Below are 24,775 nucleotides of genomic sequence, written 5' to 3'. Positions count from 1 at the left end.
CAAGGGACCTTATGAAGACGGGCCGCGACGCCGAACCGCCGCTCTACGCGTTCCCACCAGAAGATCGCGCATCAACCTCCGATATGGTCCTGGTGTATTGCAGCAACATTGCGCTCGCCGTGACGGCCCGGTTCAAACAGCATCAGGTAAAAGACCTGCCTCAAGAGGTCTCGACATACCCCTTGCGCGTCTTTTCCAGCGTCAGCTTGTTCGCTTCGCGGGCGGCGCGTTCGGGCGTCTCGTAGGTCTTGACGACGGAACTGCCCTTGGTGCCGCGACGACCATAGACGACGGTGACGTCGGCGCCGTTCACCGCGATCTTCCAGAACTTGTCGGACGCCCCTTGCGTGAACTCGAACGTGGTGAAGCCTTTCGCAGACGTCTCTGTTGCAGGCGCTTCCGGGACAATGGACGGTACGGGTATGACCGGTAGCGGCAATGCCAACCCCGGCTCGAACGGATCGTCATCGACGGCGTTCTCGTCGCCGCGCAACGCGGCCTCGATCTGCGCTATCACCGCCTCGGGTTGGCGGAGCCACGCATGCGATGGAATATCGATCACCCGCCAGCCGAAGCGCCGCAGGATCGTCGGCTGGAACACGTAGCGATCGGCGATCGCATCGCCGGCGTCTCCATCGAGCAGGATGGCGAGCGCGTGGCTCCTGCCGTCGGGCGCGACGATCGCGAGATCGCAGCGGAAGCTGGCGCTGCCGACATATTCCTGGACGACATGGCCTCGCGCGCGCAGCGCCGCGGCAAGGGCATCGCGCAGCGGGTCCGGTGCCGGCGCGCGGGAAAAGACGCGCTGCGCTTCGGGATTGAGCGTGGCGAGAATGGCCTGGCCGTGCGGTCCGTCGCCCCGCGCCTGCGCTTCGGCGAACGACAGGAACGTCCGGAGCGCACGCGCGCCGTCGTTGTGCGTGTTCGTTATCGCCTCGGCGCGGATGGTGGACACGATCGCCATGTGATGCCGCGCGCGGCTGAAGATGACGTTGAGGCGCTTTTCGCCGCCGCGCTGGTTGATCGGGCCGAAGTTCATCGCCATCCGCCCAGCGCGATCGGGCGCGTAGCAGATGCTCAGCAGGATAATGTCGCGCTCGTCGCCCTGGACGTTTTCGAGATTCTTGACGAACAGCCCGTTCACCTGGCCGTCGTCTTCCCGGACATATTCCGCCTCGATCAGCGCGGCGAACGCCGGATCCTCCGCGGCAAGCGCATCGAGCGCGTTTTCGATTTCGGTCTGCTGCGCCTCGGAAAACGCGACGATACCGATGCTAAGCCCGGTTTCGCGGCCGAGCAGGTCGCGGACCATCGCCGCGATCAGGCGCGCCTCGGGAAGGTTCGCGCGCTTGTCGTACAGCCCGTCGGCGACCGGGTGATAACTGATCGCGCGCGCCAGCAGTCGATCGACGCTTTCGGTCGGCGCGCCCTCGTCGTCCGATCGCACCGCCGTCGGCGACGCGCCGGTCTCGGCGATCGTCCGGTCGGGAATGGTGACCAGCCGGCCATCGTAGAACGCCGCATTGGAAAAGCTGATCAGTGCTTCGGAGCGGCTGCGATAATGCCAGGCGAGCAACGTCGCGGGCAGGCTTCGCGCCGCCTGGGCGAGCAGACTGGCGGCATCGAGCAGGATTGCCATCGTCTGGCCGTCTTCTTCCGCCGTGACCTGCATCTCGTCCTCGTCGCGCGCGGCGGCGAAGAAGCTGGTGGGCGGCAGCTGCATCTCGTCGCCGACGACGACGATCTGCGGCGCGCGACTGAGCGCCGGCACCGCCTCCTCGATCGGGATCTGGCTGGCTTCGTCGAAGATCACGACGTCGAACAGGTCCGCCTGTAGCGGCAGCGTGTCCGATACCGATAGCGGGCTCATTAGCCATACCGGCTTCAGGTCGTTGACCACCACGCCGGTCTCGTCATCGGACAGGTCGCGGATCGAACGATAGCGCATGGTCTTGCCGAACTCGTGTTCCAGCTCGCGCCGCCCGGTCGCGTATATCTTCTTGGCTTCGCGCCCGGCTCCATCGAGCTGCGTCACCGATAGCGTCGATTGGCGGACGTGATCGCGGAACTTGCGCTGCGCGGTGGCGCGGATGCAGGCGGCGTTGTCGTCCTGGAGGATCTCGCCGGCACGCGCGGCCCGGCGCGCGCTCGACGCAAGTTGCGCGGCGTCGAACCGGTGCAGAGCCGGCTCGGCCCGCAACGCGCGGGTGATCGCCTCGTCGAGCACGAGCGCTTCGATACGCGCCGGATCGAGCGTCATCGTCCGCAAGGCAAAGGCCACCCGCGGCCCCGCTTGGTCCGCCGCCCGCAGCAGTGGCAACAGGTCGGGCAGGTCGTCGAGGCCCTCGCGCATGTCGCGCATCGCCTCGGCCAGCGCGCTCAACGTCATGGCCTGGCCATCGACGAGATGACGATCGCACAGCGCGGCAAGCGCTTCGATGGCGGTGGTAGCGCGCGCGTCCCGTACGAGCGTTGCGGCCGGATCCGCGGAAGCCTGCGCATGGGCGACCAGGCGGCGGACGAGCACCGGCGCGGCATCGTCGGACCACCTGTCACGCAGTGCGGCCAGCGCATCGGCATCGTCGGTTCCGAACCGCGCGTTCAGCGCTAGGCGCGCAGCGGCGTCCTCCGCCGCCGCGACTTGGCGTGCCACCAGCCGTTCGAGCACGACGGTGATGCTGGGTTCGATGGCATGCACCGAGAAATCGTAGCGATCGTGGATCGTGCGCTTGAGGCGGTTCCAGCTTCCGCTCAGGAACTTGAAAAAGCCCGGCTCCTGTCGACGCGCCTGATCCAGCGCGGCATCCGCGTCCTCGGGCGATAGCGGATCGGTCCAATGCCCTGCCGCGTCCGCCGCCGCGGCATGTTTCGACGCAGCTGCGGCACATGCGGCGCTGGCGTCGCGAAACTCGCGCGACGCGGCCGAGGTCGGGTCGAGCAGATCAAGGTTGCCCGCAAGGTTCGTCTGCACCGCTGCCGATGCCGATCGCACCACGACGAGCGCATCCGCCAGGCTGGTATCCCCCGACACCAGGGTGCCGTCGTCCTCCAGCATAGGATCGATCCGGTCGAACAGCTGCTCGCCCTCCGCGACCATCGCCGACACCTGCGCATAGCATCGCTCGTCGGCGACCGTCGCCGGGGACAGTCTGGCGAACGGATGCTCGGCGAGGCTGTCGAGACCAAACGCGTCGCTGACCGTCCGGTGGATGCGATCCGCCAAGGCACGATGTGCGTCCCATTCCACCAGTGTCGGCAAGCGCTCGCGGGTCGCGGGATCGGCCCCGATCGGCTCGGGCAGCGCGAGCATTCGGCGGATCATCGCCCGCAGCGTGACCGTCGAGTCCGTTGGTAGATGCGCCATCGCCCGATCGAACGCCGCGATCCGGCCGAGATGCTTCGACAGCGCCGCGACCGTCCGATCGCGGGTGGCGCGATGATGGTCGATTGCATCGTCGGCCTTGTTCCAGCTTTCGTAGCAATCCTTCAGATCGAGGACGAAGCTCTTCTTGTCCTCCTGCGAATCATGGATCAGGCACGCCAACCGGTCGAGCCCGGCCCGTTTCAACCGGTTGAACACCACGTCGAGCGCGGCGCGCTTCTCGCACACGAACAGCACGCGTTTGCCGCGCGCGGCATAGTCCGCGATCAGGTTGGTGATGGTCTGAGACTTGCCGGTGCCGGGCGGCCCCTGGATGATGAAGCTGCGCCCGGTCCGCGCCATCGAGACGGCCGCCTCCTGCGTCGCATCGGCAGGCACTACGCTCCACAGGTCGGACGGTGCGAGCGGCGGCGGTGGCGAGGCCTCGATCGGGCGCGGCTCGATCGAGAACACCGTGTCGAACGACGGCGGCGTAACCCGGTCGTCGATCAGCTGGGTATAGTCGCGCACCAGCGACATCTTCTTGTAGTTGAAATTCGCCAGCGTGACCTGCGTCAGGTCGATCTCCCACGAGAACCGGTGACCTTCGCCGCCGGCCAGCGCGAAGGACGTCGCTTCGGCCTCCGCCGCCATGCGATCGGGCCGTGGCGGCATCGCCGCCCCCACCGCAATCCGTTGGGGCAGCGGGCTCGGCTTCACGTATTTCTCGAACAAGGCGAGCCCGAGCGGCCGGTAATCGTCGCGATCGTAGCTGAACTCGGGTCGCGTAATCCCCTGGCTGCCGGACGTTGCGCCGCGACGACGCTGGAACACACGCAACCGCTGGACGGCCTTCTGGTGGATCAGCTGGATTTCCGGCTTGGTCTTCAACGCGAGCGCCACGCCGGGCTCGGTGCGCTGAATCTGCGCGAGCAGGTCCGCCTGGATTTCAGCAATCGACGTCTGCGACAGGTCGACCCGCTCGGGCAGCTGGATGTCGTAGAGTTGCCGCAGGTAATGGCGAAGCGCCGGATTGAACTCGGCCTCGGTGTCGGCAATCTGCAGCGAATATTGATCGCGCACGCCCTTCTGCTTGGCGACCTCGACCGGCAGCCACAGCAACGGCGACTGGATGCGCTCGTCCGGCGACTCCTTCAGATTGTGCCAATGCAGATAGGCGACGACGAGCCTAAGATGGCTGAAACCATATTCGGCGCGATCACGGCGCGTCTCCTGGATGACCCGGTCGAACGCCGACGGCAGATAGGGCTGGTCCTCGAACCGCAGCCATTTCGCGAGGCTGACCTTGCCGCCGCCCAGCACCTCGGCGGCGAACTTGCCATCTCAGGTGCAGAGCTGCTCGGCACGGATCGATTCGAGGCGTATCACCATCGGTACGCTGGCGACGGTCAGGTTCACCGTCGCTTGGGTCGGGCGGAAATGGATCAGCCGGTTGCGGCGCGAGAGATCGAACAGCCGATCACGCAGATGCGAGAGAACAGCCGCGCGGCGGCTCGGCACGCCGGTCGCCCCCGCCAGAACGCGGTTCACATCCAGCCCGACCGGCTGATCGCGATAGTCTTCCAGCCGGCTTGCCGCCGCCATCAGGTCGCTGGCGCGTTCGTGCCGGTTGAGCGCGGTCATCTCGCCGATCAGCGACGCGATCACCGGATGCAACGCGCCGTTGAGCCTGAACAGATTGCCCTGGTCGGCGGAGAAGCGCCTGACGTCGGTTTCGTCGTTGAAATCGAGCCCGCACGCGAGGCTGGCGAGGATCAGCCCGATCGAGAAAATATCGGTCTGCTCGTCGTGATGGCCGACCTGCTCCTCCCAACTCCGATAGCCGATCCGGTATACGGGATTCGCCGCTTCCCGCGGGTCGGCATCCGGCCTTTCCCCATCCGGGCTGCCGGCGCGCAGATCGTCGACTTGCGATCCCGTCTCGATGTCAGTTGTGACGCGGTATTCGCCGACCACCCGCAACGCCGACGAGACGCGCGGCTGCGCAGCACGGATGCCCGCTTCGTTCAGTTGCGGCGGACGCCCATCGGGGCGGGCGAGCGCGAGTTCGCCATCGCGATCGACCACCGCCTCGTCGCCAAGCTCCGCGACCAGTCCGCGCGCGTGCAGCGCGCCGACCTCGCGCATCAACGGCAGCACCGCGCGCAACAGATCCTCGGACGGCACGCTACCACCATCGGCGGCCAGACGCTGGCGCAGCGTAACAATAGGCTGCATCGAGACGGGCTGGGTCATGCGGAAACCTTGTCGAGCGGCGCCAGGAGGCGGGTGATCGCTTGGCGGTTCATCTTGAGATCGCGCTTGAGCGCCTCGCGAAACGCAGCGAGCCCGTCATAGTCCTGGGCGAGCCAGGCACCGGCCACGAGCATCGCATCGCGGTCGTCGGGATCGGCCATCGCCAGATCGAAGCTGAGCGCGATCAGATACTCGCGCGTTGCCGCATCGATCCTCGCCGGAGCCAGCGCGGCGGCGTCGATCAGTGTCTCGTCGGGTCCCCAGTCTGGGAAATAGCGCCGCAGTTGCGCCGCTACCGCCTCGCCCCCCGCCGCCGGGTCTTTAGCAAGCTTGGCGAGGACGGCGCGCGTCATCGCGGTCATGTCCTGCTGTCGCAGCAGGTCCAGCGTCGCGATCGACAGCGGCCCGCGGATGCGTTCGGTCAGCCATTCCTCCAGGTCGACGTCCGCCCGCCACCATTTGTCGAGCGCCTGCGCGCGCAGGAATATCTCCGGATGCGTGACGCCCTCCGCCACCGGCTTGGTCGCCTCGAGTTCGGCCGCCTGTCGCAGATACGCCTCGGCGTCGACGCTCAGCAAGCCGGTCATCGTCTTGACCAACGTCGCGATCGCGGGCGCGGTGGCGTTTGCGGCAACCGCGCCGCCGCGATCGGCATAGAGCTCGGTGGTGAGCCGGTAGATCCGCGCGGTCTCCGCATGGCTGGGGGCCGCGTTCGGATAGGCCAGCACATGATCGAGAACCGTGGTGGCGACGTGATAGATACCGCCGTCGATCGACCAGAGCTTGTAGTGCGCCAGTTCGTGACCGAACAACGCGACACGCTCCGCGCGCGACAGTTTTTCGAGCACGGGGCCGTACAGCACGAGGTGGATTTCGCCGGGCACATACCAGAGCGCCGCGTTCATCGTGCTGTCGGGCGCCTGATAGATCGTCACCGGCGCCTCGACCGCCAGCGCCGCCAGCACGGCGCGACAATCCTCGTAGATCTCGGGATGCACCGCGGCGTCGAGCCGGTAATTCTGCCGCAACAGCGTCGCCCGCACCTCTTCGACCTGCTCCCCACGCGTATCCTGCGCCATCGCCCACGCCCAGATCTCAGGCTCCGACGTGGTCAGGTATCCGACGACCGCCCGATGATACGCAAGCGGCTCGAGTGTTGGTACAACGGTCAAATTCAGTCCCCCGGCTGCCGACACCCTAGGTTCCTGCCAACGTTCGTCCAGCCACGTCTTTCCCGGACCGGACGTTTCCGGTGGGTAAGGGATCTGCGGGAGCTACCGGTTTTAATTTTCGGTTAGATTTAACGCGCTGATTTGCCGCAGCGTCGTTCCCTCACAACGATGCATGGTTCGAAGAAATCTGCGCCTGGAAACGTCCGGCAGTGCCGATCCCTCGACGAGGCAGCATCGCCAACGAATGGCGCGAAAACGTTCAAAAGAGCGAGTCAGCCAATAGCCGCCGTCTGATCACAAACTTTATAAGCATGCCCGAAAGACATCCGTCATTAGTCCTAGGCAATCAGTCGATGCAGTTACGGACATCCAACGGCAGTTCCGGTTACCCCGCGATAAATGGCGCCCTATAATAATTTCGGATGCCGGTTTGGTACCGCCACACTGTCTACGAGCACGGTAACCTCAAGGACGGCATTGACCACCCCAGTATGCGGCCCCGCACCTTAACTCTGTCCAGTGCTCGTAACCCCCGCTTCAAGCTTAGGCTCTCGAAGCAACGTCAGAAAACGGAGGGGACCAGAGTAGGCGTACGCCGCAAAACGATCACAGCCCTGCAATAGGTGGGCGTTACCAATAGCCGTCACCGCGGCATCTGAGACTCGGCGAGATCGCCAGCTAGCGGGTCGATGCGTTGGCAAAAATGGCGGAGACGGAGGGATTCGAACCCTCGGTACCAGTAAACCCGGTACGGCGGTTTAGCAAACCGCTGGTTTCAGCCACTCACCCACGTCTCCGGCTGCAGCAGATGCGGGGCTATAGCGAGGGTGGGCGGAAGGGGCAACGCCTGTAATGGCGTCCAGCGCGTTATTCGTCATTCTCTGCATTGAGCCACCTTTTCCTCCCGGCCTACCCGGCCATTCACTCGAATTAGCCCGAATTCGACAGGCACGCGCCCATCGTTCATTGCACGGCAACCCCTGCGCTGGTTAACTCGTTGCTTAGGGGTTAACCCGTGGCGCAGCGGTTGACGGCCCTGCTTCGGGGCGCCTTCTGTGTTTGCGATGGGTTTGGGGATCGACATGCGTAGCTTCTGGCTTGGCCTTGGTGCCATTGCGACGGCCGTTTGCGGGAGTGCCGTGGGTGGCGCGGCGAGTGCGTCCGCGCAAGTCCGCACGATCGATCCCAACCAAGCGATCGACGGCGATCTCGCGCCGCGCGCCTATCAGCCCCCCGCGCGACCGCAGGCGACCACGCAGCCTTCGCGCCAAGCCGCACCGGATCCCGTCTATCCGGAGACTCCGCTGCAGGACGTCCCGCCCGTAACGACGACCACTACCCGCCCCCCGGAAACGCGGGCCGAGGCGACGATGCAGGCCGCCGACACCTATGAGCGCGACGATCTGCTCGCGGCAGGCGAAGGCGTGTTCGGCAAGGGCGCCGCCGGGCTGGGCGGCCTCCTCGAAAAGATCCTCAAGGACCAGGGCCGGCCCAACGCGTACATCGCCGGGCGGGAGGCGTCGGGCGCGTTCATCCTCGGCGTCCGCTACGGCTCGGGGATCATGAGCCACAAGGTCGAGGGCCAGCAGCCGGTCTACTGGACCGGTCCATCTGTCGGCTTCGACGTCGGCGGCGATGCGAACAAGGTCTTCGTTCTGGTCTACAACCTCTACGACACCGAGGAACTCTACAAGCGCTTCCCTGCTGTGGAAGGCCGGCTCTACCTGGTCGGTGGTTTCGCCGCGACGTACTTGAGGCGCGGCAACGTCGTCTTGATCCCGATCCGCCTCGGCGTCGGCTGGCGCGCGGGCGTGAACGTTGGGTATATGAACATCACGCACAAAAGCAGGTGGCTGCCGTTTTAGGCGCAGTCGGGCAGCCGGCCACGCCCGGCTGACTCCGACAAGCCCGGCCGGCGGGGCAAGGCCCCGTCCGACGACGTGGGCTTTGCCCACGGCGCGCGCCCAAACAACGACTTCGCTTGTGACGCGACGCCAAAGCCACGCCCAAAAGTTGACGCCCCCACCAGGCACGCTACCCCCGGCAAATGGCAAAACCCGACCGCCTCGCCCGTCTAGACGCCCAGCGCGAAGACCTCGAAACCGACTACCGCGAAACGCTGATCGCAGCGCTCGAGAAAACCGCCGCGGGTTCGCTAGGCCTGTTCGACCGCACCCCGGATCGCCGCGTCCGCGCCGCGATCGCGCCGACGATCGACGCGCTCACGGAGATGGGCGGCGACATTGACTCCATGCGCGACCGCCTGATGCTCGAGCCGTTCGCGCTCCACCGCGACTTCTTCGCCGCGCGAGGCCCGGTGAGCGCCAGCGCAGTCGGCGAGCAGAAGGAAGCGCGGCTGTGGCTCGACCGGCTGAAGGCGGGCCTGCAGCTGTAAATCTCAGCCGCCCGTCATCCTGACGAAAGTCAGGATCCAGAGCCACAAACGTCGACATGCAGGGCTCTGGATCCTGGGTCGAGCCCAGGATGACGGAGCGTTGGGGACATACTGCGATCGAAGGTAATTTTACCCCTCGAAGCGCCACCCGACAGTGGTCCCCGCGAGAAACGGCACCACCGCCGTATCCCCTGCACCAATCGACGCCGGCACCTCGACGTCGCCGCGCACCAACGTCACCGTCCCCTCGTTCAGCGGCAATCCATAGAACCGCGCGCCATGCTCGGACGCGAACCCCTCGAACTTGTCGAGCGCGCCCTCCTCGTCGAACACGCGCAGATACGCCTCCAGCGCGAACGGTGCGTTGAAGATCCCCGCACACCCGCACCCGGATTCCTTTGCCCCGACGACATGCGGCGCGCTGTCCGTCCCCAGGAAGAACCGCGGCGACCCCGACACCGCCGCCCGCCGCACGGCCAACCGATGCGTCTCGCGCTTCAGCACCGGCAGGCAGTATGCATGCGGCCGCAGCCCCCCGTCGAACAGCGCGTTGCGATTGATCAACAGATGCTGCGGCGTGATGGTCGCCGCGATTGGATGATCAACCTCTGCCACGAACGCAGCCGCCTCCGCAGTCGTGATATGCTCCAGCACGATCTTCAGCCCCGGATAATCGCGCACCAACGGCGTCAGCACGCGCTCGACGAACACCGCCTCCCGGTCGAAGATGTCGATCGACTTGTCGGTCACCTCGCCGTGGATCAGCAGCGGCATGCCGATCCGCTGCAACGTCTCCAGCACAGCTGTCAGCGCGCGAATATCGGTGACGCCGTGCGCGGAGTTGGTCGTCGCATGCGCGGGGTACAGCTTGCACGCGGCGAACACGCCCTCGGCATAGCCACGCTCGAGCTCGCCCGGATCGGTGCCGTCGGTGAGGTAGCACGTCATCAGCGGCGTGAAATCGACGTCCCCATCTTTGCCACCGCCCAACGCCGCCATGATCCGCCCCCGATACGCCTCGGCGGCCTCGATCGAGGTCACCGGCGGGGTCAGGTTCGGCATGATGATCGCACGCGCGAACTGCCGCGCGGTATGCGCCGCGACCGCCTCCAGCATCGCGCCATCGCGCAGGTGGACGTGCCAGTCATCGGGGCGGCGGATCGTGAGGCGGTCGGTCATGCCGCCTTCCTATCGGCGCACGTGCCCCGACGCCAGACGGACCAGCCCGGGTTTTCATCGCGTCGACGGATGCGCGCTAGGGGTGAAACCATACCTTGGTTGGAAATCGCCGCGCACGCACTAGGTGGTACGGATGAACACTGATCCCCCCGGAACGATGCTCGCCGACCGCAGCGTGATCCGCGTCGCCGGCGAAGACGTACGCGGCTTCCTGCTGGGGCTGGTCACCGCCGACACGGCGCTGCTCACGCCGGACGCACCCGCCTGGGCGGCGTTGCTGTCGCCGCAAGGCAAGGTGCTGTTCGATTTCATCCTGTGGGCGGACGGCACCGACGTGCTGATCGACGTCGAGGCCGCGCAAGCCGACGCGTTGACGAAGCGCCTTTCGCTCTACCGCCTGCGCCGCGCGATCACGCTCGTGCCCGACGCGCTTGCGGTCCATTGGGCACCGGAAGGCGATCGCGGCGTCCCCGACCCTCGCCTTGCGGACCTGGGCCGCCGGTGGCTTGGGTCACCTGCCGAGCCGGCAGCCGACTGGCACGCGCACCGACTGTCGCTCGGCGTGACCGAAGGCGTCGGCGAACTCGGCGCCGGCGAGACGCTATGGCTCGAATGCAACGCGCGCGAACTGAACGGCGTCAGTTTCACCAAGGGGTGTTACGTCGGTCAGGAGAACACCGCCCGGATGCACCACCGCTCGAAGGTCAACCGCCGCCTGATCGTCGCGCCGTTCACCGAACCCAGCACGCGAACCCGCGTCACCTATCCCGAACTCGGCCTGATGGTCGAACACCGCCGCATCGGGTCACTGGGCGACGCGGTCATTCCCCCGTGGCTCGCCACCGCGCTAGCGGAAACACCTACCGACTGAGTCGCTTATGGATGCGCGCGCGCCCAGTCGGCCGCATCGGCCGCCTGCTCGGACGAAGGCGTCACGCCCGTATACAACACGAACTGCTGCAACGCCTGGAGCGTGGCCACCTCAGCCCCGGTGATGCAGCGCTTCCCCGCCTCGGCCGCGGCACGCAGGAACGGCGTCGCGGCCGGATATTGCACCACGTCGAAAGCCACGGTGCAGGCCGCAATCATCGCCTGCGGAAAAGCGAGCACATCGGCGTCCGGCCCGGTCATCCCGCGCGGCGTGGCATTGACGAGCAACGCCGCCTCGCTCTCCGGTTCGGCTGCCCAGGCGAACCCGTAGCGATCCGCGATCGCGCGTCCGGCCGCTTCGTTCCGCGCGACGATGGTGCCAGCGCGAAACCCGCTGTCGCCGAGCGCAGCCACGACTGCCTTGGCCATCCCGCCGGATCCCCGCACCACGAATGGCATCGCTCGATCGAGATCCGCGACCAGATCGACGACCGCGCCATAATCGGTGTTGTGCCCGGTCAGCACGCCGCCGTCGTTGACGATCGTATTCACGCTGTCGATCGCGCTGGTCGACTGCGCCAACCCGTCGAGCAGCGGGATCACCGCCTCCTTGAACGGCATCGAGATCGCGCACCCGCGAATGGCGAGCGCCCTGATCCCGCCGACTGCGGCATCGAGGTCGGTGGTCGAGAACGCCTTGTAGACGAAATCCAGCCCGGTCAGCTCGTAGAGCCGGTTTTGGAACCGCGACCCGAAATTCCCCGGCCGCGCCGACAACGACATGCACAGCCGCGTGTCCCGTCCGATCAGCGGTTTCATCTGCTTCTCCTCGTTCACTCAGCCCCAATATAGCGTCGATACGCCAGGGTGAAGGCGCGGGCGTCGCGACGACGCTCCCACACGGTATCCAGCCAGAAGATATGGTCACGCGAAGGCGCAAAGGCGCGAAGCTGTCGGACTCCGGGCGAGACGCTGCGCCCTGCCGGCTCAGGCACGAAAGCACTGAAAAAACTCAGGAAGCAAGGTAACCCCCCCCCCCCCCGCAAAACCCTCTTCGCGCCTTTGCGCCTTCGCGTGAACATATCGACGTTCCGCTCAGGCACTGCCGTATCGAACAGAAGATTTGTTCGCGTGGAGGCGTGGAGGCGTGGAGGCGTGGAGATGGACCGCACCGAGAAAGCGCACCCGCGCAAGCGGCCTACAATCATCGGCTTCGCCAAAAGCAGGATGGGCTGGAGGCGCGACCGCCTGCTCCGGCACTTACTCTCCGCGCCTCCGCGCCTCCGCGCGAACAAGATCAACATTCGCCCAATCCAAGAACCCGCGCGACCGGCCCCTGCCGAAAGCACAAAAGAAAAGGGAAGCCGGTTTGCACCGACCTCCCCAAACTTTATTCCGTAACCGACCCGAGAGCCGGTTGGCGAAAGTCTTACTGGCCCGAACCCGGACCGTAGGTGACTTCCACGCGACGGTTCTGCACTTCGCGAACGCCATCGGCGGTCTCGACGCGCGGACGGCTCTCGCCGAATGCTTCCGTCGAGATGACGCTGTCCGGGATGGCATGCGAAGACAGATATGCCTTCACGCCATCTGCGCGGCGCTGCGACAGACCGACGTTGTACGATGCCGAACCCGACTTATCGGCGTGACCTGCCAGCATGACCTGTGCGTTGCCGCACGACTGGTACTGCGTGACGGCGTTGTCGAGGATCGACGCTGCCTCAGGCGTGATGTCCGACTTGTCCCATTCGAAGAACACGATGAACGGACCAGGCGAGCAAACGACTTCGACCGGCGCAGGCGGCGGAGGAGGAGCGACTGGCTCAGGCGGCGGCGGCGGCGGCGGCGGCGGCGGAGCAGCAGGCTCGCCGAAGTTGTACGTCACACCACCAAGGATGCTGTGCGAACGATAGCGACCGTCGAACACGCGGTTCGAAACGTCGACCAGCTTGACGTTCTCGGCGTTGAAGAAACGATACTTCAGCGTCGCGTCGATGTGGTCGGTCAGCGGCGCGCGGATACCGGCCAGGCCCTGATACGCGAACACGGTGTCCGAGTCGTTCAGGAAGTCGCCGTTGTTGTTGAGAGCGTACTGCGCCTTGACGCGAGCAACACCAACACCGCCGCCGACGAAGCCCTGGATGCCATCGTCCGGACCGAAGTCCAGAAGGCCGTTCAGCATGAAGCTGAGCGCCGACGACGAACCACCAGCGTAGTCGTAGCTGTTTGCGCCAGCGTTGCCGCGAACGCCGGTGCGACCGAACACAGGCGTGGTCGTCGACGACGTGTAGCCATCAACGGTTGCCTTGCGGTAGCCGACTTCGGTTTCCAGACGGAAACCACCAAAGTCGTAACCCATGACCGCATCGACGTCATAACCATAGTCATGATCGACCGAACCGGCCTTATTCAGGTTGCCGATATCATAATCGATATCTTCAACGATCATCGCACCGCCTTCGACGCCAACGTACCACGACTTGTCGCGGGCGAGGGCGGGAGTGGCAAGTGCGGTGGAGGCGAGTGCCAGAACGACGGCAAGCTTCCGCATATAAATCCCCTTTCATGAGTGTCACACGGACATCGCAAACTCCCTATCCTCGGGCTTGTTTCCACGCAAGCTGACAAAAGTTAGAAGTGTTGCTGGAACGACACAGTTTTCAGGGTGTTCTAGACGGAAATCAATCCGTGCCCCCGCAATGCTACCAATATGGCACCAATCGTCGCTCTCGACTGCAGGTCGACGACGGTGCCACCCGCCGGGTCGGGGACCGCCGTGCGACGCGGCCCCACCACATCGACTCCGCCGATCGAGACCTTGGCTCCGGCCAGCACCCCCAGCGTCCACGCGCCCGCAGCGAACCGCACCGACTGTCCATCGGCAATGCTCCACACGGTCATGCCCTCGCGCGGCGTCAGAAACCGCCACCCACTTGCCGTCCAACCGGCGACAGACCGCGCCTGCCCGGCCCAGCCGCCGGTCGGTGCGGTCCCGACGATCCACGCGCTCCCCGCGGTCGGCGCGACCGGCGGCACATTGGTTCCCACCGCCGTCACGCTCGCCTGCACCGCGAGATCCAGCAATGTCAGCGCTTCGTTATGCGTCGTTTCCTTCTGCGCCTGGCCAGGCTGCAACAACGGCAATGCCAGACGTGCTGTGCGGTCGTCGCTCATAATTCGTTCCCCCGTTGGTGAATCACGTCGGTACGATCAGGCGCGGTACGATCAGTTCCGCCGCGAGCGACTCTCCGAACACACCACGCTGCCGGACTGCCATGCTTACGGAACCGACACGTTCCGCCGCCGCGACCGAAACAAACGGTTCCGCCACATCGACATCGCGCAAGGTTCCGCCCGCCGTCACGGTCACCCGGTACGCCTCGACCTCTTCGGCCAGCGGCGCATCGACCCCGTCGATCCAGCGCCACCCCGCCCTGCTCCGCCGCGTCCAGCGCACCGTCGCACTGCCATCGGCTTCCTCGGAGAACCGCAGATGTACAGGCGAAGGCGGCACCACCGAAGCCCCGTGCATCACGCACCGCGTCTCGACCGGCGCATCATCGCCGACTCCGGACGCGATCACGCGAACCTCACGCCCCAGCACCGACACCGGCAAGTCGAACGCCCGAGCCGCCCCCACCTCGAGCAACACGAACCGATCCCCAGTCATTTGCGCGCCAGTCGCAGCCTCGGTTCCCCGCCGCCCCCGCAGCAACCCGCTCAACCGCCATCGCGCCCCACCCAGCGGTTCCGCCCGCCCGAACTGCACCAGCTCGTTCCCCAGCAGAGCCAAATTCACGCCCCGATCAAGCGCCGCCTCATCGGCATCGCCCAGCTCCATGTCCGCATGCACAAGAACGACCTCGAACGCCCCACGCAGATCGACCAGCGTCGCCGGTGCACTGGATGCCACAACCGCAATCGTCCCGAGCACCCCAGGCGCAGCCGTCGCCCCGGCCGCCACCCAACTCACCCCATCATCAATACTGTAAAGCAAAGCCGCCTGCCGCCACGCCGCCCCAGCACCCGCCGCAACCACCGTCATCCGCGGCGCACGCAACGGAACCTCCTCCAACCCGGGAACCTCGAACGCGCGCACGATCGTCGCCCCGACGACCGCGTCCACCGCCCCCGAAACGCGCCCGCTCGTCGCAGTCGCCGGCAGCGAATGCGCCACCAGCGGCACCAGCCCCAGCGTCGTCACCATCCCCTCGATGCTGACATCGGACACCCGCCAAACGCCGCCCTCGCCGGAAACCGTCACGCAAGCCCCCGGCGCAATCGCCATCGCCTCGAACCCGGCCGCAATCGTCCGCCGCACCCGCCCAGCCTCAGCCTCAGCCCGCGCGAGTATCGCCTCCGCCACAGTCTTCGCCGCGCCCGCATCAAGCACCGCCGGTACCTCAACGCGATCGTCACGCACACCAGCCCCCGGCCGCCTCGCCCGTTGCACGCCCGCCTGGTAATCCCGCGCCGCATCGTAATACCCGACGGTCATCGTCCGCGGCACCGTCTCCATCGCCGCGACAGCTCGAGCCCGCCGCACGCCCCTCCCCTCAGCCGCAAACCCGTCGTCGGCCACAACGACAGTCGCCCCCGCGACATCGCGCATCACCAACCCGCCACCGACAGGCGCAAACCAGGCCCCCCCAGCCTGACCCAACATCTCCAAAACAGCCCGAACGCTCCCGCCGGACGCCGCAAACCCGCCCACCGCCAGCAGAGCCGTCCCCGAAACCTCCCCCGCCAGCGCCTTCGCGATCGTCGACACCAGCACCGGACCCTCGTCCGCAATCACCTCGAACGTCAGCGAAGGAATCCGATTCCCGAAATCCGCCAACTGCAGCATCTCGAAAACAGCATAAGCCGCCCCCCGATACGCCGGCGTCGCCGCCCCCTCCGCGGACGCGATCAACGGATCCACCGCCTGATCCTCACCCCCCAGATGCGGCCGGAACCCAGTCGCCGTCTTGAAGTCCCCCGCGGCCCCCCGCAGCAACTTCCCCTCAGCCCAGATCCGCCCAACGCCCAGAACAGCCCGAGCCGACAACAGCACCGCAAAAGACGCCGCATAGGAGTAGGTGGACGTACTCGGCTGCCCTTTGCCCGCGCGAGACGAAGCACGACTCTCGATCAGATCGGTCGCCCAGATCACCGTCCCCGCCACGCGCATCGTCCCGAACAGCTTCGGGATCTGCGCCCCGTAAGACGAAGTCTGCACCGCCAGCTCGACCAGCCGCGGCCCCTCCCGCCGTTTCGGCCCGAACAGCGCGTGATCCACGGACTGCCCGATCAACGCGCCGATCGCGCCCCCGATCGGCCCGCCCACCGCGCTCCCCACCGCGGTCAATACCAAGGTCGCCATGTCACACCCCCATCCGCCACACACCGATCAAGGGCCAAGGCGGCATCCCCGGCCGCTCCACCACGCGCCGCAAGCTCGCATCCGCATGCACGAACCCCGCCGCGGTCCTGATCCCCAGATGAACCTGCCCCGGCCCCTCCACCACCAGCTTGACCGCCCGCTGCGCAATCGGATTATCCAGATACGCCTCGCGCACCTGCGCCTCGTAACTCCGCGGCCACTCGCCAAACGCAGAGCCCCCGATCGCGCCCGCCGAAGACCGAGACAACACCGGCCGCGACTCATCGCGCCCGGATTTCCACCCGAACAATTTCATGCCGATCTCCTGAATTTCCCTCGCCCCTCCGGGGAGAGGGAGGGGCCCGCGCGCCCTCGCGCGTGGGAGGGTGAGGGGAGTGAGACTAAAACCAGCAGTCCCAACCACCCCTCACCCTCCCGTCGCAAGCGCTCCTCCTTCCCTCTCCCCGAAAGGGAGAGGGCAAAACCTAAAGCACCCGCACAGAAACCCGCGCCCGCGGCCCCAGCATCACCTCGGTCATCGCCCAAACCAGCGCATCCGCGCGATCCGGCGACCGCCCCGGCCCCTCATACCCCCCGCCCGCGATCAGCCCGCAAAGCTCGTCCTCCAGGTCCGGAAACGCCCCCACATGCCAAGCCCGCCCGCACTCGTACAAAGCCGCCACCGGCTCAGCCCGCGCCACCTTCCCCAGCGAAGCATGCACCAACTTCACCGGCATCGCCCGGTCAGCGCCGGAAAGAACGCTCCCCACCATAGTCCCCCCCTGGTTAGCCTCCGCGATCACCCGGTCCGCGCCATGCCGCTCGGCACATTCGGCCACAGCCCGAGCCCACCCCTCGGGAGAAGCCCCCGAAACACTGGCGTCCTCCAAGACATACCCAAACCCATCGACTCCGAGCGCAACCACCACGATCCCGCAGGCATCCCCCGGCCCCCCGGAAATACTCCCGGCCGGCGGATCCACCCCCACCACGACCCGCGTCAGCTCCGGCGCAAAAGCCACCCGCCGGGACTCCACCAGCGCCCGCGTCCACAAAGCGCCGGCAATATCCTCGATCAGCTCGCCATCCAGCTCCTGCCGCCCCAACCGAGTCCCCGCATACGTCGCGGTCACCGCCTCGACGAAGCTCACCGGCAGATGCGGATTGTCGCGCGTCCGCCCGCGCGTTTCGACCAGTCCCGGCAACGCCATCACGCGCCGCATCAACGCGACCGGTCTCGGCGTCGTCGTCACCAGCACGCGCGGCACCGTACCCAACCGCAAGCCCATCATCAGATTGTCCCAGGTCGCATCGCCGTAGCGCCACTTCGCCAGTTCGTCGCACCACGCCCAGCCATGCTCGGGCCCACGCAACGCTTCCGGCGCCTCCGCCGAATACGCATAGGCCTTCGCGCCATTGCCGAAATGCACTTCGCCGACCGCACTGCGCCACGTCAGCGCCTCGTTGTCGTGCGCCACCGCGATCAAGCCGCTCTCGCCCTGCACCATCACGCGCCGCACATCGTCGATCGTCGCGCCGACCAGCGCGATCCGCGCGGTCGGATCGTCGCGCGCGATCTGGCTGACCCACTCCGCGCCCGCCCGCGTCTTGCCAAAGCCGCGCCCCGCCCGGATCAGCCAGATCCGCCAGTCACCCTCGGGCGGATATTGCCCGTCATGCGCCCAGTGCCGCCACCGATCGCGCAGCTCGTTGCGTTGACCGACCGACAGCTTCCGCATGATCCCGGCACGGTGCACCACCGGCAGGTCGGCCAGCTCCGCCACCAGGTCGCGTTCGACCGGGGCCACCGGCGCCGGGTCGACCGCCCCCGGATCGCCTTCGCCGCTTCGCGAGCGCGTCAAGAGGCGAGCGCCTGGCGCCGCGCCAGCGAGTCCAGCAGCTTCAGCAATGCGGCATCGGTCTCCACCGACGTTGCCCGACAGGTCTGGCTGGACTGGCGCCCCCGCGCCTCTCGCGCGCGATGCTGGTTCAGCATCGCCAGCGCGAACTGGATCGCCGTCACGCTCGACAGCTTGATCAACCCCGCACCGGGCACCGCAGCCCCGCCCCAGATCTTTTCGCCGCCCACTTCTTCGACGGCACCCCCGTCTTCGACGGCATCAGCGTCGCCGACCGCCGCCGTCTCGTTGCCGGGCGCCTCCACACCCCCATCGCTCGGGTCGTCGTCGCCCTGCCCGCCAAGACGCCCATCATCGCGATCCAGAGAGGCGAGCGACGTCGCCAACAACAGTTCCTCCAACCGGTCATACCCGCGCGACAACGCTGCCTGCCATGCTGCGGCAAACGCAGGATCGTGCGAGCGGCGGTGATAGGCTCCGCCGAGCGACATCCCCACCACGACGACAGACGTGGTCACGTTGCCGGTCATCGCCAATTCCTCAAGAAACGTGGCTTGCCGCTCGAGTGTCCATTCCTTCGCCCGGGGTTTCCGGGCCACAAGAACCCGGTTCTTCCCACCCGTGATGACCATCCTGCCGACCTTCGCGTTCCCGGCCGCCTTGCTCTTGATCCCCATGCCGCGCCCCCGCTTGCCTGCACCGCACCGCCAAACGCAGAAAGCCGGCGACGACAAAGGCTCCCGCCCCGATCGTCCCGGCTTCCCGAAAGCCAGACCGTCCGGCCCGACTCGCTAGTTTTCGATGTTCCTGTTATGTGCCAGACGAGCGTGACGATGTCAAGATAATTAACCCGTTTGGTTACTTACTCGCGGGTAGATCGACCAGGGGCACGACACGATCCACCGCAGCCGCCCCCCACTCACCCAGCACGCTCTGATCGCCCTCGTCCGCCAACCGACGCCCGCGCTCGATGCCCCAGCGCGCGCTATCCAGCCGCCGCAATGCCCATATCGCCGCGCCCCGAACGACCGGCGAGTCGTCGCTCAACAGCCCGACGACGGCCTCGACGAGGCCAGGATCGCGACTGTTCCCCGCCGCCATCAAGGCATTGCGGATCATCTTGGCGCGGCCGATGCGCTTGATCGGTGAGCCCGCGAACACCGTGCGGAAGCTCGCATCGTCCAGCGCCAGGATGTCGGCAAGTTCCGGCGCGATCAGTTCCGCGCGAGGATGAAACGCCAGGTTCGCGTTGGCCGCGGCAGCGAACTTGTTCCAGGGGCACACCGCCAGGCAGTCGTCGCAGCCGTAGATGCGGTTGCCGATCGCGGCACGGAACTCGTGCGGGATCGGCCCGGCATGCTCGATCGTGAGGTACGAAATGCAGCGACGGGCATCAAGTTGGTAAGGCCGTGGGAACGCCGCGGTCGGGCACGCGGTCTGGCACGCGTCGCAACTGCCGCAGGTGTCGACGCCGCCCTTGTCCGGCTCAAGGTCGAGCGTTGTGTAGATCGCACCGAGGAACAGCCAGCTGCCATGCTCGCGACTGACAAGATTGGTGTGCTTGCCCTGCCACCCAAGCCCGGCCGCTTCGGCAAGCGGCTTTTCCATCACCGGCGCGGTGTCGACGAACACCTTCAAATCGAACGGCGGCAAATCGCGCCCTGCCTCCGCCGCCAGCCACCGCCCCAGCGCCTTCAACTGCCGCTTCACGACGTCGTGATAATCGGGGCCCTGCGCATAGACCGATATGCGCCCTACCCCGCCCTCGTCCGCCAGCCGGAGCGGATCGTCCTTCGGCGCATAGCTCATGCCGAGCGCGATCACGCTGCGCACCTCAGGCCAGAGGCCGGCGGGACTCTCGCGGTGGTGCTTGCGCTCCTCCATCCAGATCATGTCGCCGTGGCGGCCGTCCGCGAGCCACTGGTGCAGCCGTTCGCCGGCACGCGGCGCCGCCCCCGCATGCGCGATCCCGCACGCGACGAAACCCAGTTCCGCCGCTTTGGCCTTGAGCCTGTGTTCCAGCTTGTCTTGCGCCACGTCCGCCCGCTACCACGACGCCACCCTCGGTAGGAAGATTGCGCGTGAACGATGAATGGGCGGTCACCGCGAACGGGATCGTGAAGCGGTTCGGCGATCGGCGCGTGGTCGACGGGGTGGACATGATGGTGCCGCGCGGCTCGGTGTACGGCGTGCTCGGGCCCAACGGCGCGGGCAAGACGACGACGCTGCGCATGCTGCTCGGGATCATCGAACCCGACGAGGGATCGCGCACGCTGCTCGGCTACGACAATCCGCGCGATGCGAGCGACCGGGTCGGCTATCTCCCCGAGGAGCGCGGACTATATCCGGCGATGAAGGCGCGCGAGGCGATCGCGTTCCTGGGGGCATTGCGCGGGCTCGACTGGAAGACCGGGCGCGAACGTGCGGTGGTGCTGATGGAAGCCGCTGGGCTTGGCCATGCGGTCGACGAGAAGATCCGGAAGCTGTCGAAGGGCATGGCGCAATTGGTGCAGTTGCTCGGCTCGGTCGTGCACCAGCCCGACCTGCTCGTGCTCGACGAGCCGTTTTCGGGACTCGATCCGGTCAACCAGGAGCGGCTCGAGAAGCTGATCCTCAACGAGCGCGATCGCGGCGCGACGATCCTGTTCTCGACGCATATCATGAGCCATGCCGAGCGCCTGTGCGACCGGCTCGCGATCATCGCCGGCGGCAAGCGACGGTTCGAAGGCACGGTCGCTGATGCTCGCGGGATATTGCCGCAACGCGTCCACTACACGCCGCACCGCCCCGATCCGGCAATCCGCGGCGTGCTGCCATCGGATGCGGTAGCGGACGGGGACAGCTGGCGGTTCGAGCTGCCGAACGAAGGAATCGAGAGCTTGCTCGTGAGACTGATCGACGCGGGGTACGGGATTTCGGGGCTGTCGATCGAGCGGCCCGGGCTACACGAGGCGTTCGTCCGGATCGTCGGCCAGCACGGCGATGCGCCTGTGGAGAAGGCGGCATGAGCCGTTTCCGCCGGACGCTCCGCCAGACCTTCACGATCGCGCGCCGCGACTTCATCGCCACGGTGTTCACGCCGATATTCCTGCTGTTCCTGTTCGCACCGGTCATCATGGGATCGTTCGGCGCAATCGGCGGGATGGGCGCGGCGAGCGTCAGCGGCGGCGCCCAGGACAAGACGCGGATCATCGCGATCGTCCCTGCCTCCACCGCGCGACCGATCGACGAGGCCGACGAGCGTCTGCGCGGCATGTTCCGCGACGAGGAAGCCCCGCCCGAACTGTCGATCGTCGCGCCCAAGGCCGACCCGGCGGCACAGGCGCGTGCGGCGTTCGAGACGAAAAATGTCGATGCGTCGGCGGTGCTGTACGGCCCGCTCGATGCGCCGCAGATCCTGTACGGACCGCGCGGGCGTCGCTCGGCGGATTATCTCGGGCTGCTCGCACAGACGACGCTCGCCGCGCAGAAGCTCGGCGGCACGCTGCCGACGATCGCCGCGACCAAGACGCAGGTCACGCGCTCGACCACCTCTGTCGGTGGCCAGCACCAGTCGGCGTTCTTCGCGGTGTTCGGGATCTTCTTCCTCACGCTGTTCCTGTCGGGCCAGGTCGTCGGCACGATGGCGGAGGAGCGCAACAACAAGGTGATCGAAGTGCTCGCCGCTGCGGTGCCGCTGGAGTCGGTGTTCTTCGGCAAGCTGATCGGGATGTTCGGCGTCGCGGTGCTGTTCGTCGCGTTCTGGGGCACCGTCGTCACGCAGATCACCTCGCTGATGCCCGCCGCCGCGGCAGTCGCGCTGGGCGACCTGACGCCCGCGGTCGGCGGACCGATGTTCGCGCTGCTGTTCGCCGCATATTTCAGCATGGCGTATCTCCTGCTCGGCTCGGTGTTCCTGGGCGTCGGCGCACAGGCGACGACGATGCGCGAAATCCAGATGCTGTCGCTGCCGATCACGATCCTGCAGGTCGCGATGTTCGGTCTGTCCTCTGCGGCGGTCTCGCACCCCGGCAGCTGGATCGCCACCGCCGCCGAACTGTTCCCGCTGTCGTCGCCGTTCGCGATGGCGGGGCGTGCGGCGAATTCGCCCGAACTCTGGCCACACGTCGCCGCGCTCGCGTGGCAGGCGCTTTGGGTGACGATTTTTATAACGGTTGGGGCCCGCCTCTTCCGCCGTGGAGTGCTGCAATCGGGGAGTGCTAGGCCGTTCTGGCGGCGTAAGGCCAAGGTAGTCGCTTAACCGTTCTCCTGCGAACGCAGGAGCCCAGGGTAACGAACGCCATCCCTCGCGGTCCTGGACTCCTGCGTTCGCAGGAGAACGGAAACTATTGACATAAGTGTCAGCAAAGCCTCTCCTGCGGCAAAACAGGGGAGAGAAACGATGGCGACTCTGGTAAGAGACGTGGCGCAACAGACGGTCGATCCACTCGACGTGAGCCGCGCCGAACTCTACCGCGACGACCTCTGGCAAGCGCCGTTCGCTCGGCTCCGCGCCGAATCCCCCGTCCATTACGTCGAGCACTCCGACTACGGCCCCTATTGGTCGGTCTCAACCTACAAGGGCATCGTCGAGGTCGAGTCGCTCCCCGATCTCTACTCGTCCGAGGCCGGCGGGATCACGATCGCCGATTTCATCGCCGAGCGCGACGTGCGCATGCCGATGTTCATCGCGCGCGATCGCCCCGTGCATACCGGCCAGCGCCGCACCGTCGCGCCGGCCTTCACCCCCAGCGAAATGACGCGGATGTCGGGCGATATCCGCAGGCGGACGGCGGACATGCTGGATAGCTTGCCGTGGAACACGCCGTTCGACTGGGTCGATACCGTCGCGATCGAACTCACCACGCAGATGCTGGCGATTCTGTTCGACTTCCCTTGGGCCGACCGGCGGAAACTGACTTTATGGTCGGATTGGGCGGGCGATATCGAGATCGTGAAGAACGAGGAGCTGCGTGGCCAGCGGCTCGCATACATGTTCGAATGCGGGTCGTATTTCAAAGGCCTGTGGGATGCGAAGATCGACAAGGATCCGACGCCCGACCTGATCTCGATGATGATCCATTCGGACGCGATGAGCCACATGGATCACAACGAGTTCATCGGGAACCTCATCCTGCTGATCGTCGGCGGCAACGACACGACGCGCAATTCGATGTCGGCGCTTGCCTATGGCCTCGACAAGTTCCCGGAATCGCGCGCGAAGCTGGAGGCGGACCCGACGCTGATCCCCAACGCGGTCAGCGAGATTTTGCGCTGGCAGACCCCGCTCGCGCACATGCGCCGCACCGCGACGGCGGACGCGGAGTTGATGGGGCAGCAGATCAAGGCCGGCGACAAGCTCGCGCTCTGGTACATCTCGGCAAACCGCGACGAGAGCGTGTTCGGCGACGATGCGGACGCGATCGTGGTCGACCGCCCGAACGCGCGGCGGCACCTGGCGTTCGGGCACGGCATCCACCGCTGCGTCGGCGCGCGGCTGGCGGAGATGCAGATCGCGATCCTCCTGGAGGAGATGGCCGCCCGCCGGATGCGGATCAACGTGCTCGCCGAACCGACGCGGGTCGCTGCGTGCTTCGTCCACGGCTATCGGACGCTACCGGTCGAGATCAGCAAATACTGAGGGGGTAGTGTAACCTTATCGGGTGGTTCGGCCGTACCTATATCCGAACCATGGAGACGAACATGACCCAGGACCGTCGCGCTTTTCTCACGCTGGCCGGAACAGGCGTGGCCGGCTTCGCGCTCTGGGGGTGTTCGTCGCAACCCGCTCAGGCGGCCGAGCGGTTCGAGCTCAACCTGACCGACGCGCAGTGGCGGAAGAAGCTGTCGCCGGATGCGTATGATACGCTGCGGAAGGAGGGGACCGAGCGGCCCTATTCCAGCCCGCTGAATGGCGAGCATCGCGCGGGAATCTTCTCGTGCGGCGGGTGTGCGTTGCCGAATTTCTCGTCGAAGACCAAGTTCGAGAGCGGGACGGGGTGGCCGAGCTTCTGGCAGCCCTTGCCGAATGCGGTGCGGACGCGGGTGGATTCGACGATGGGGATGGGGCGAACCGAGGTGCATTGTCGGCGCTGCGGCGGTCATCTCGGCCACGTGTTCGATGACGGGCCGAAGCCGACGGGGAAGCGGTACTGCATGAACGGCGATGCGCTGACGTTCAAGGCTGCGTGAGGCCGTTCATTTGAACGTGCGCGGGGCGTATTGGAACTGAGCAGGTAGCGTGTTCCCCCGCAAAGGCGGGGGTCCAGACTGGGCTCCCGCCTTCGCGGGAGAACAAGAAGTTTAGTCGAACAGTGATCTCCCTAAGAAGACACCTCC

Annotated in this window: 19 protein-coding genes and 1 tRNA gene; 7 read left to right on the top strand and 13 right to left on the bottom strand. The window is 66.4% G+C overall.

The window, feature by feature from the left end; translation table 11 throughout:
• Positions 1-160: 160 nt before the first annotated feature.
• The 4 genes from C8J25_RS01575 to C8J25_RS01565 form a co-directional block, all read right to left on the bottom strand.
• The gene (locus C8J25_RS01575) at positions 161-4,684 is read right to left on the bottom strand and encodes an AAA domain-containing protein (protein WP_208622484.1); all 4,524 of its coding nucleotides are present in this window, start codon (positions 4,682-4,684) and stop codon (positions 161-163) included.
• A gap of 21 nt (positions 4,685-4,705) precedes the next feature.
• Entirely contained in the window at positions 4,706-5,617 is a 912-nt protein-coding gene (locus tag C8J25_RS20880; RefSeq protein WP_208622483.1) for a hypothetical protein, read from the bottom strand.
• Positions 5,614-6,789 carry a M48 family metalloprotease gene (locus C8J25_RS01570; protein ID WP_146173256.1) on the bottom strand — a complete coding sequence of 392 codons (1,176 nt, stop codon included), beginning with the start codon at positions 6,787-6,789 and terminating at the stop codon, positions 5,614-5,616. The genes C8J25_RS20880 and C8J25_RS01570 overlap by 4 nt, the downstream gene beginning before the upstream one ends.
• A 704-nt stretch (positions 6,790-7,493) precedes the next feature.
• A tRNA-Ser gene (locus C8J25_RS01565) sits at positions 7,494-7,586 on the bottom strand.
• 285 nt (positions 7,587-7,871) lie between these two features.
• Here C8J25_RS01565 and C8J25_RS01560 point away from each other — a divergent pair.
• Together C8J25_RS01560 and C8J25_RS01555 are read left to right on the top strand one after the other, a co-directional pair.
• A complete protein-coding gene (locus C8J25_RS01560; RefSeq protein ID WP_107952566.1) occupies positions 7,872-8,654 on the top strand; it encodes a DUF1134 domain-containing protein in 783 nt (260 codons plus the stop codon).
• A 182-nt stretch (positions 8,655-8,836) separates the two neighbouring features.
• Positions 8,837-9,184 carry a hypothetical protein gene (locus C8J25_RS01555; RefSeq protein ID WP_107951974.1) on the top strand — a complete coding sequence of 116 codons (348 nt, stop codon included), beginning with the start codon at positions 8,837-8,839 and terminating at the stop codon, positions 9,182-9,184.
• 129 nt (positions 9,185-9,313) lie between these two features.
• Here the strand turns inward: C8J25_RS01555 and pyrC are convergent, their stop codons facing one another.
• The gene (pyrC, locus tag C8J25_RS01550) at positions 9,314-10,363 is read right to left on the bottom strand and encodes a dihydroorotase (RefSeq protein ID WP_107951973.1); all 1,050 of its coding nucleotides are present in this window, start codon (positions 10,361-10,363) and stop codon (positions 9,314-9,316) included.
• A gap of 133 nt (positions 10,364-10,496) precedes the next feature.
• Here pyrC and ygfZ point away from each other — a divergent pair, with 133 nt between their 5' ends.
• Entirely contained in the window at positions 10,497-11,234 is a 738-nt protein-coding gene (gene ygfZ / locus C8J25_RS01545; protein ID WP_244186652.1) for a CAF17-like 4Fe-4S cluster assembly/insertion protein YgfZ, read from the top strand.
• A 5-nt stretch (positions 11,235-11,239) separates the two neighbouring features.
• Here ygfZ and C8J25_RS01540 read toward each other — a convergent pair whose 3' ends face one another.
• From C8J25_RS01540 to queG, 8 genes are all read right to left on the bottom strand, one after another.
• Positions 11,240-12,052 carry a shikimate 5-dehydrogenase gene (locus C8J25_RS01540; protein WP_107952564.1) on the bottom strand — a complete coding sequence of 271 codons (813 nt, stop codon included), beginning with the start codon at positions 12,050-12,052 and terminating at the stop codon, positions 11,240-11,242.
• Positions 12,053-12,662: 610 nt separating this feature from the next.
• Positions 12,663-13,784, bottom strand: coding sequence for an OmpA family protein (locus tag C8J25_RS01530; protein ID WP_107951970.1), 1,122 nt, complete (start codon positions 13,782-13,784; stop codon positions 12,663-12,665).
• Between the two features lie 119 nt (positions 13,785-13,903).
• Positions 13,904-14,407 carry a DUF2793 domain-containing protein gene (locus C8J25_RS01525; protein WP_107951969.1) on the bottom strand — a complete coding sequence of 168 codons (504 nt, stop codon included), beginning with the start codon at positions 14,405-14,407 and terminating at the stop codon, positions 13,904-13,906.
• Positions 14,408-14,429: 22 nt separating this feature from the next.
• Positions 14,430-16,598: a phage tail protein gene (locus tag C8J25_RS01520; protein ID WP_107951968.1), complete on the bottom strand. Its 2,169-nt coding sequence runs from the start codon at positions 16,596-16,598 to the stop codon at positions 14,430-14,432.
• Between the two features lies 1 nt (position 16,599).
• Positions 16,600-16,914, bottom strand: a complete 315-nt coding sequence (locus tag C8J25_RS20875; RefSeq protein WP_208622482.1) for a hypothetical protein — start codon at positions 16,912-16,914, stop codon at positions 16,600-16,602.
• Positions 16,915-17,083: 169 nt separating this feature from the next.
• On the bottom strand, positions 17,084-18,337 hold the full coding sequence (locus C8J25_RS01510) for a DNA-packaging protein (protein ID WP_107952562.1): 1,254 nt from the start codon (positions 18,335-18,337) through the stop codon (positions 17,084-17,086).
• Positions 18,338-18,456: 119 nt separating this feature from the next.
• Positions 18,457-19,134, bottom strand: a complete 678-nt coding sequence (locus tag C8J25_RS01505) for a hypothetical protein (RefSeq protein WP_107951967.1) — start codon at positions 19,132-19,134, stop codon at positions 18,457-18,459.
• Between the two features lie 181 nt (positions 19,135-19,315).
• Positions 19,316-20,494 (bottom strand): tRNA epoxyqueuosine(34) reductase QueG, encoded by a 1,179-nt coding sequence (queG, locus tag C8J25_RS01500; protein WP_107951966.1) that lies wholly within the window; start codon positions 20,492-20,494, stop codon positions 19,316-19,318.
• Between the two features lie 44 nt (positions 20,495-20,538).
• Between queG and C8J25_RS01495 the strand changes: the two genes are divergently transcribed.
• The 4 genes from C8J25_RS01495 to msrB all read left to right on the top strand — a co-directional run bounded on the left by C8J25_RS01495 (position 20,539) and on the right by msrB (position 24,628).
• Positions 20,539-21,465: an ABC transporter ATP-binding protein gene (locus C8J25_RS01495; protein ID WP_107951965.1), complete on the top strand. Its 927-nt coding sequence runs from the start codon at positions 20,539-20,541 to the stop codon at positions 21,463-21,465.
• Positions 21,462-22,697, top strand: coding sequence for an ABC transporter permease (locus C8J25_RS01490; RefSeq protein ID WP_107951964.1), 1,236 nt, complete (start codon positions 21,462-21,464; stop codon positions 22,695-22,697). The genes C8J25_RS01495 and C8J25_RS01490 overlap by 4 nt, the downstream gene beginning before the upstream one ends.
• Before the next feature lie 141 nt (positions 22,698-22,838).
• Positions 22,839-24,077, top strand: a complete 1,239-nt coding sequence (locus C8J25_RS01485; RefSeq protein WP_107951963.1) for a cytochrome P450 — start codon at positions 22,839-22,841, stop codon at positions 24,075-24,077.
• Positions 24,078-24,139: 62 nt separating this feature from the next.
• Entirely contained in the window at positions 24,140-24,628 is a 489-nt protein-coding gene (msrB, locus tag C8J25_RS01480) for a peptide-methionine (R)-S-oxide reductase MsrB (RefSeq protein ID WP_244186650.1), read from the top strand.
• Positions 24,629-24,775 lie beyond the last annotated feature (147 nt).

It is taken from the genome of Sphingomonas faeni, assembly GCF_003053745.1.
Taxonomy (GTDB): Bacteria; Pseudomonadota; Alphaproteobacteria; order Sphingomonadales; family Sphingomonadaceae; genus Sphingomonas; species Sphingomonas faeni.
Note: the sequence above shows the minus strand (reverse complement) of the source record. Positions and strands in the feature narration are given on the sequence as shown.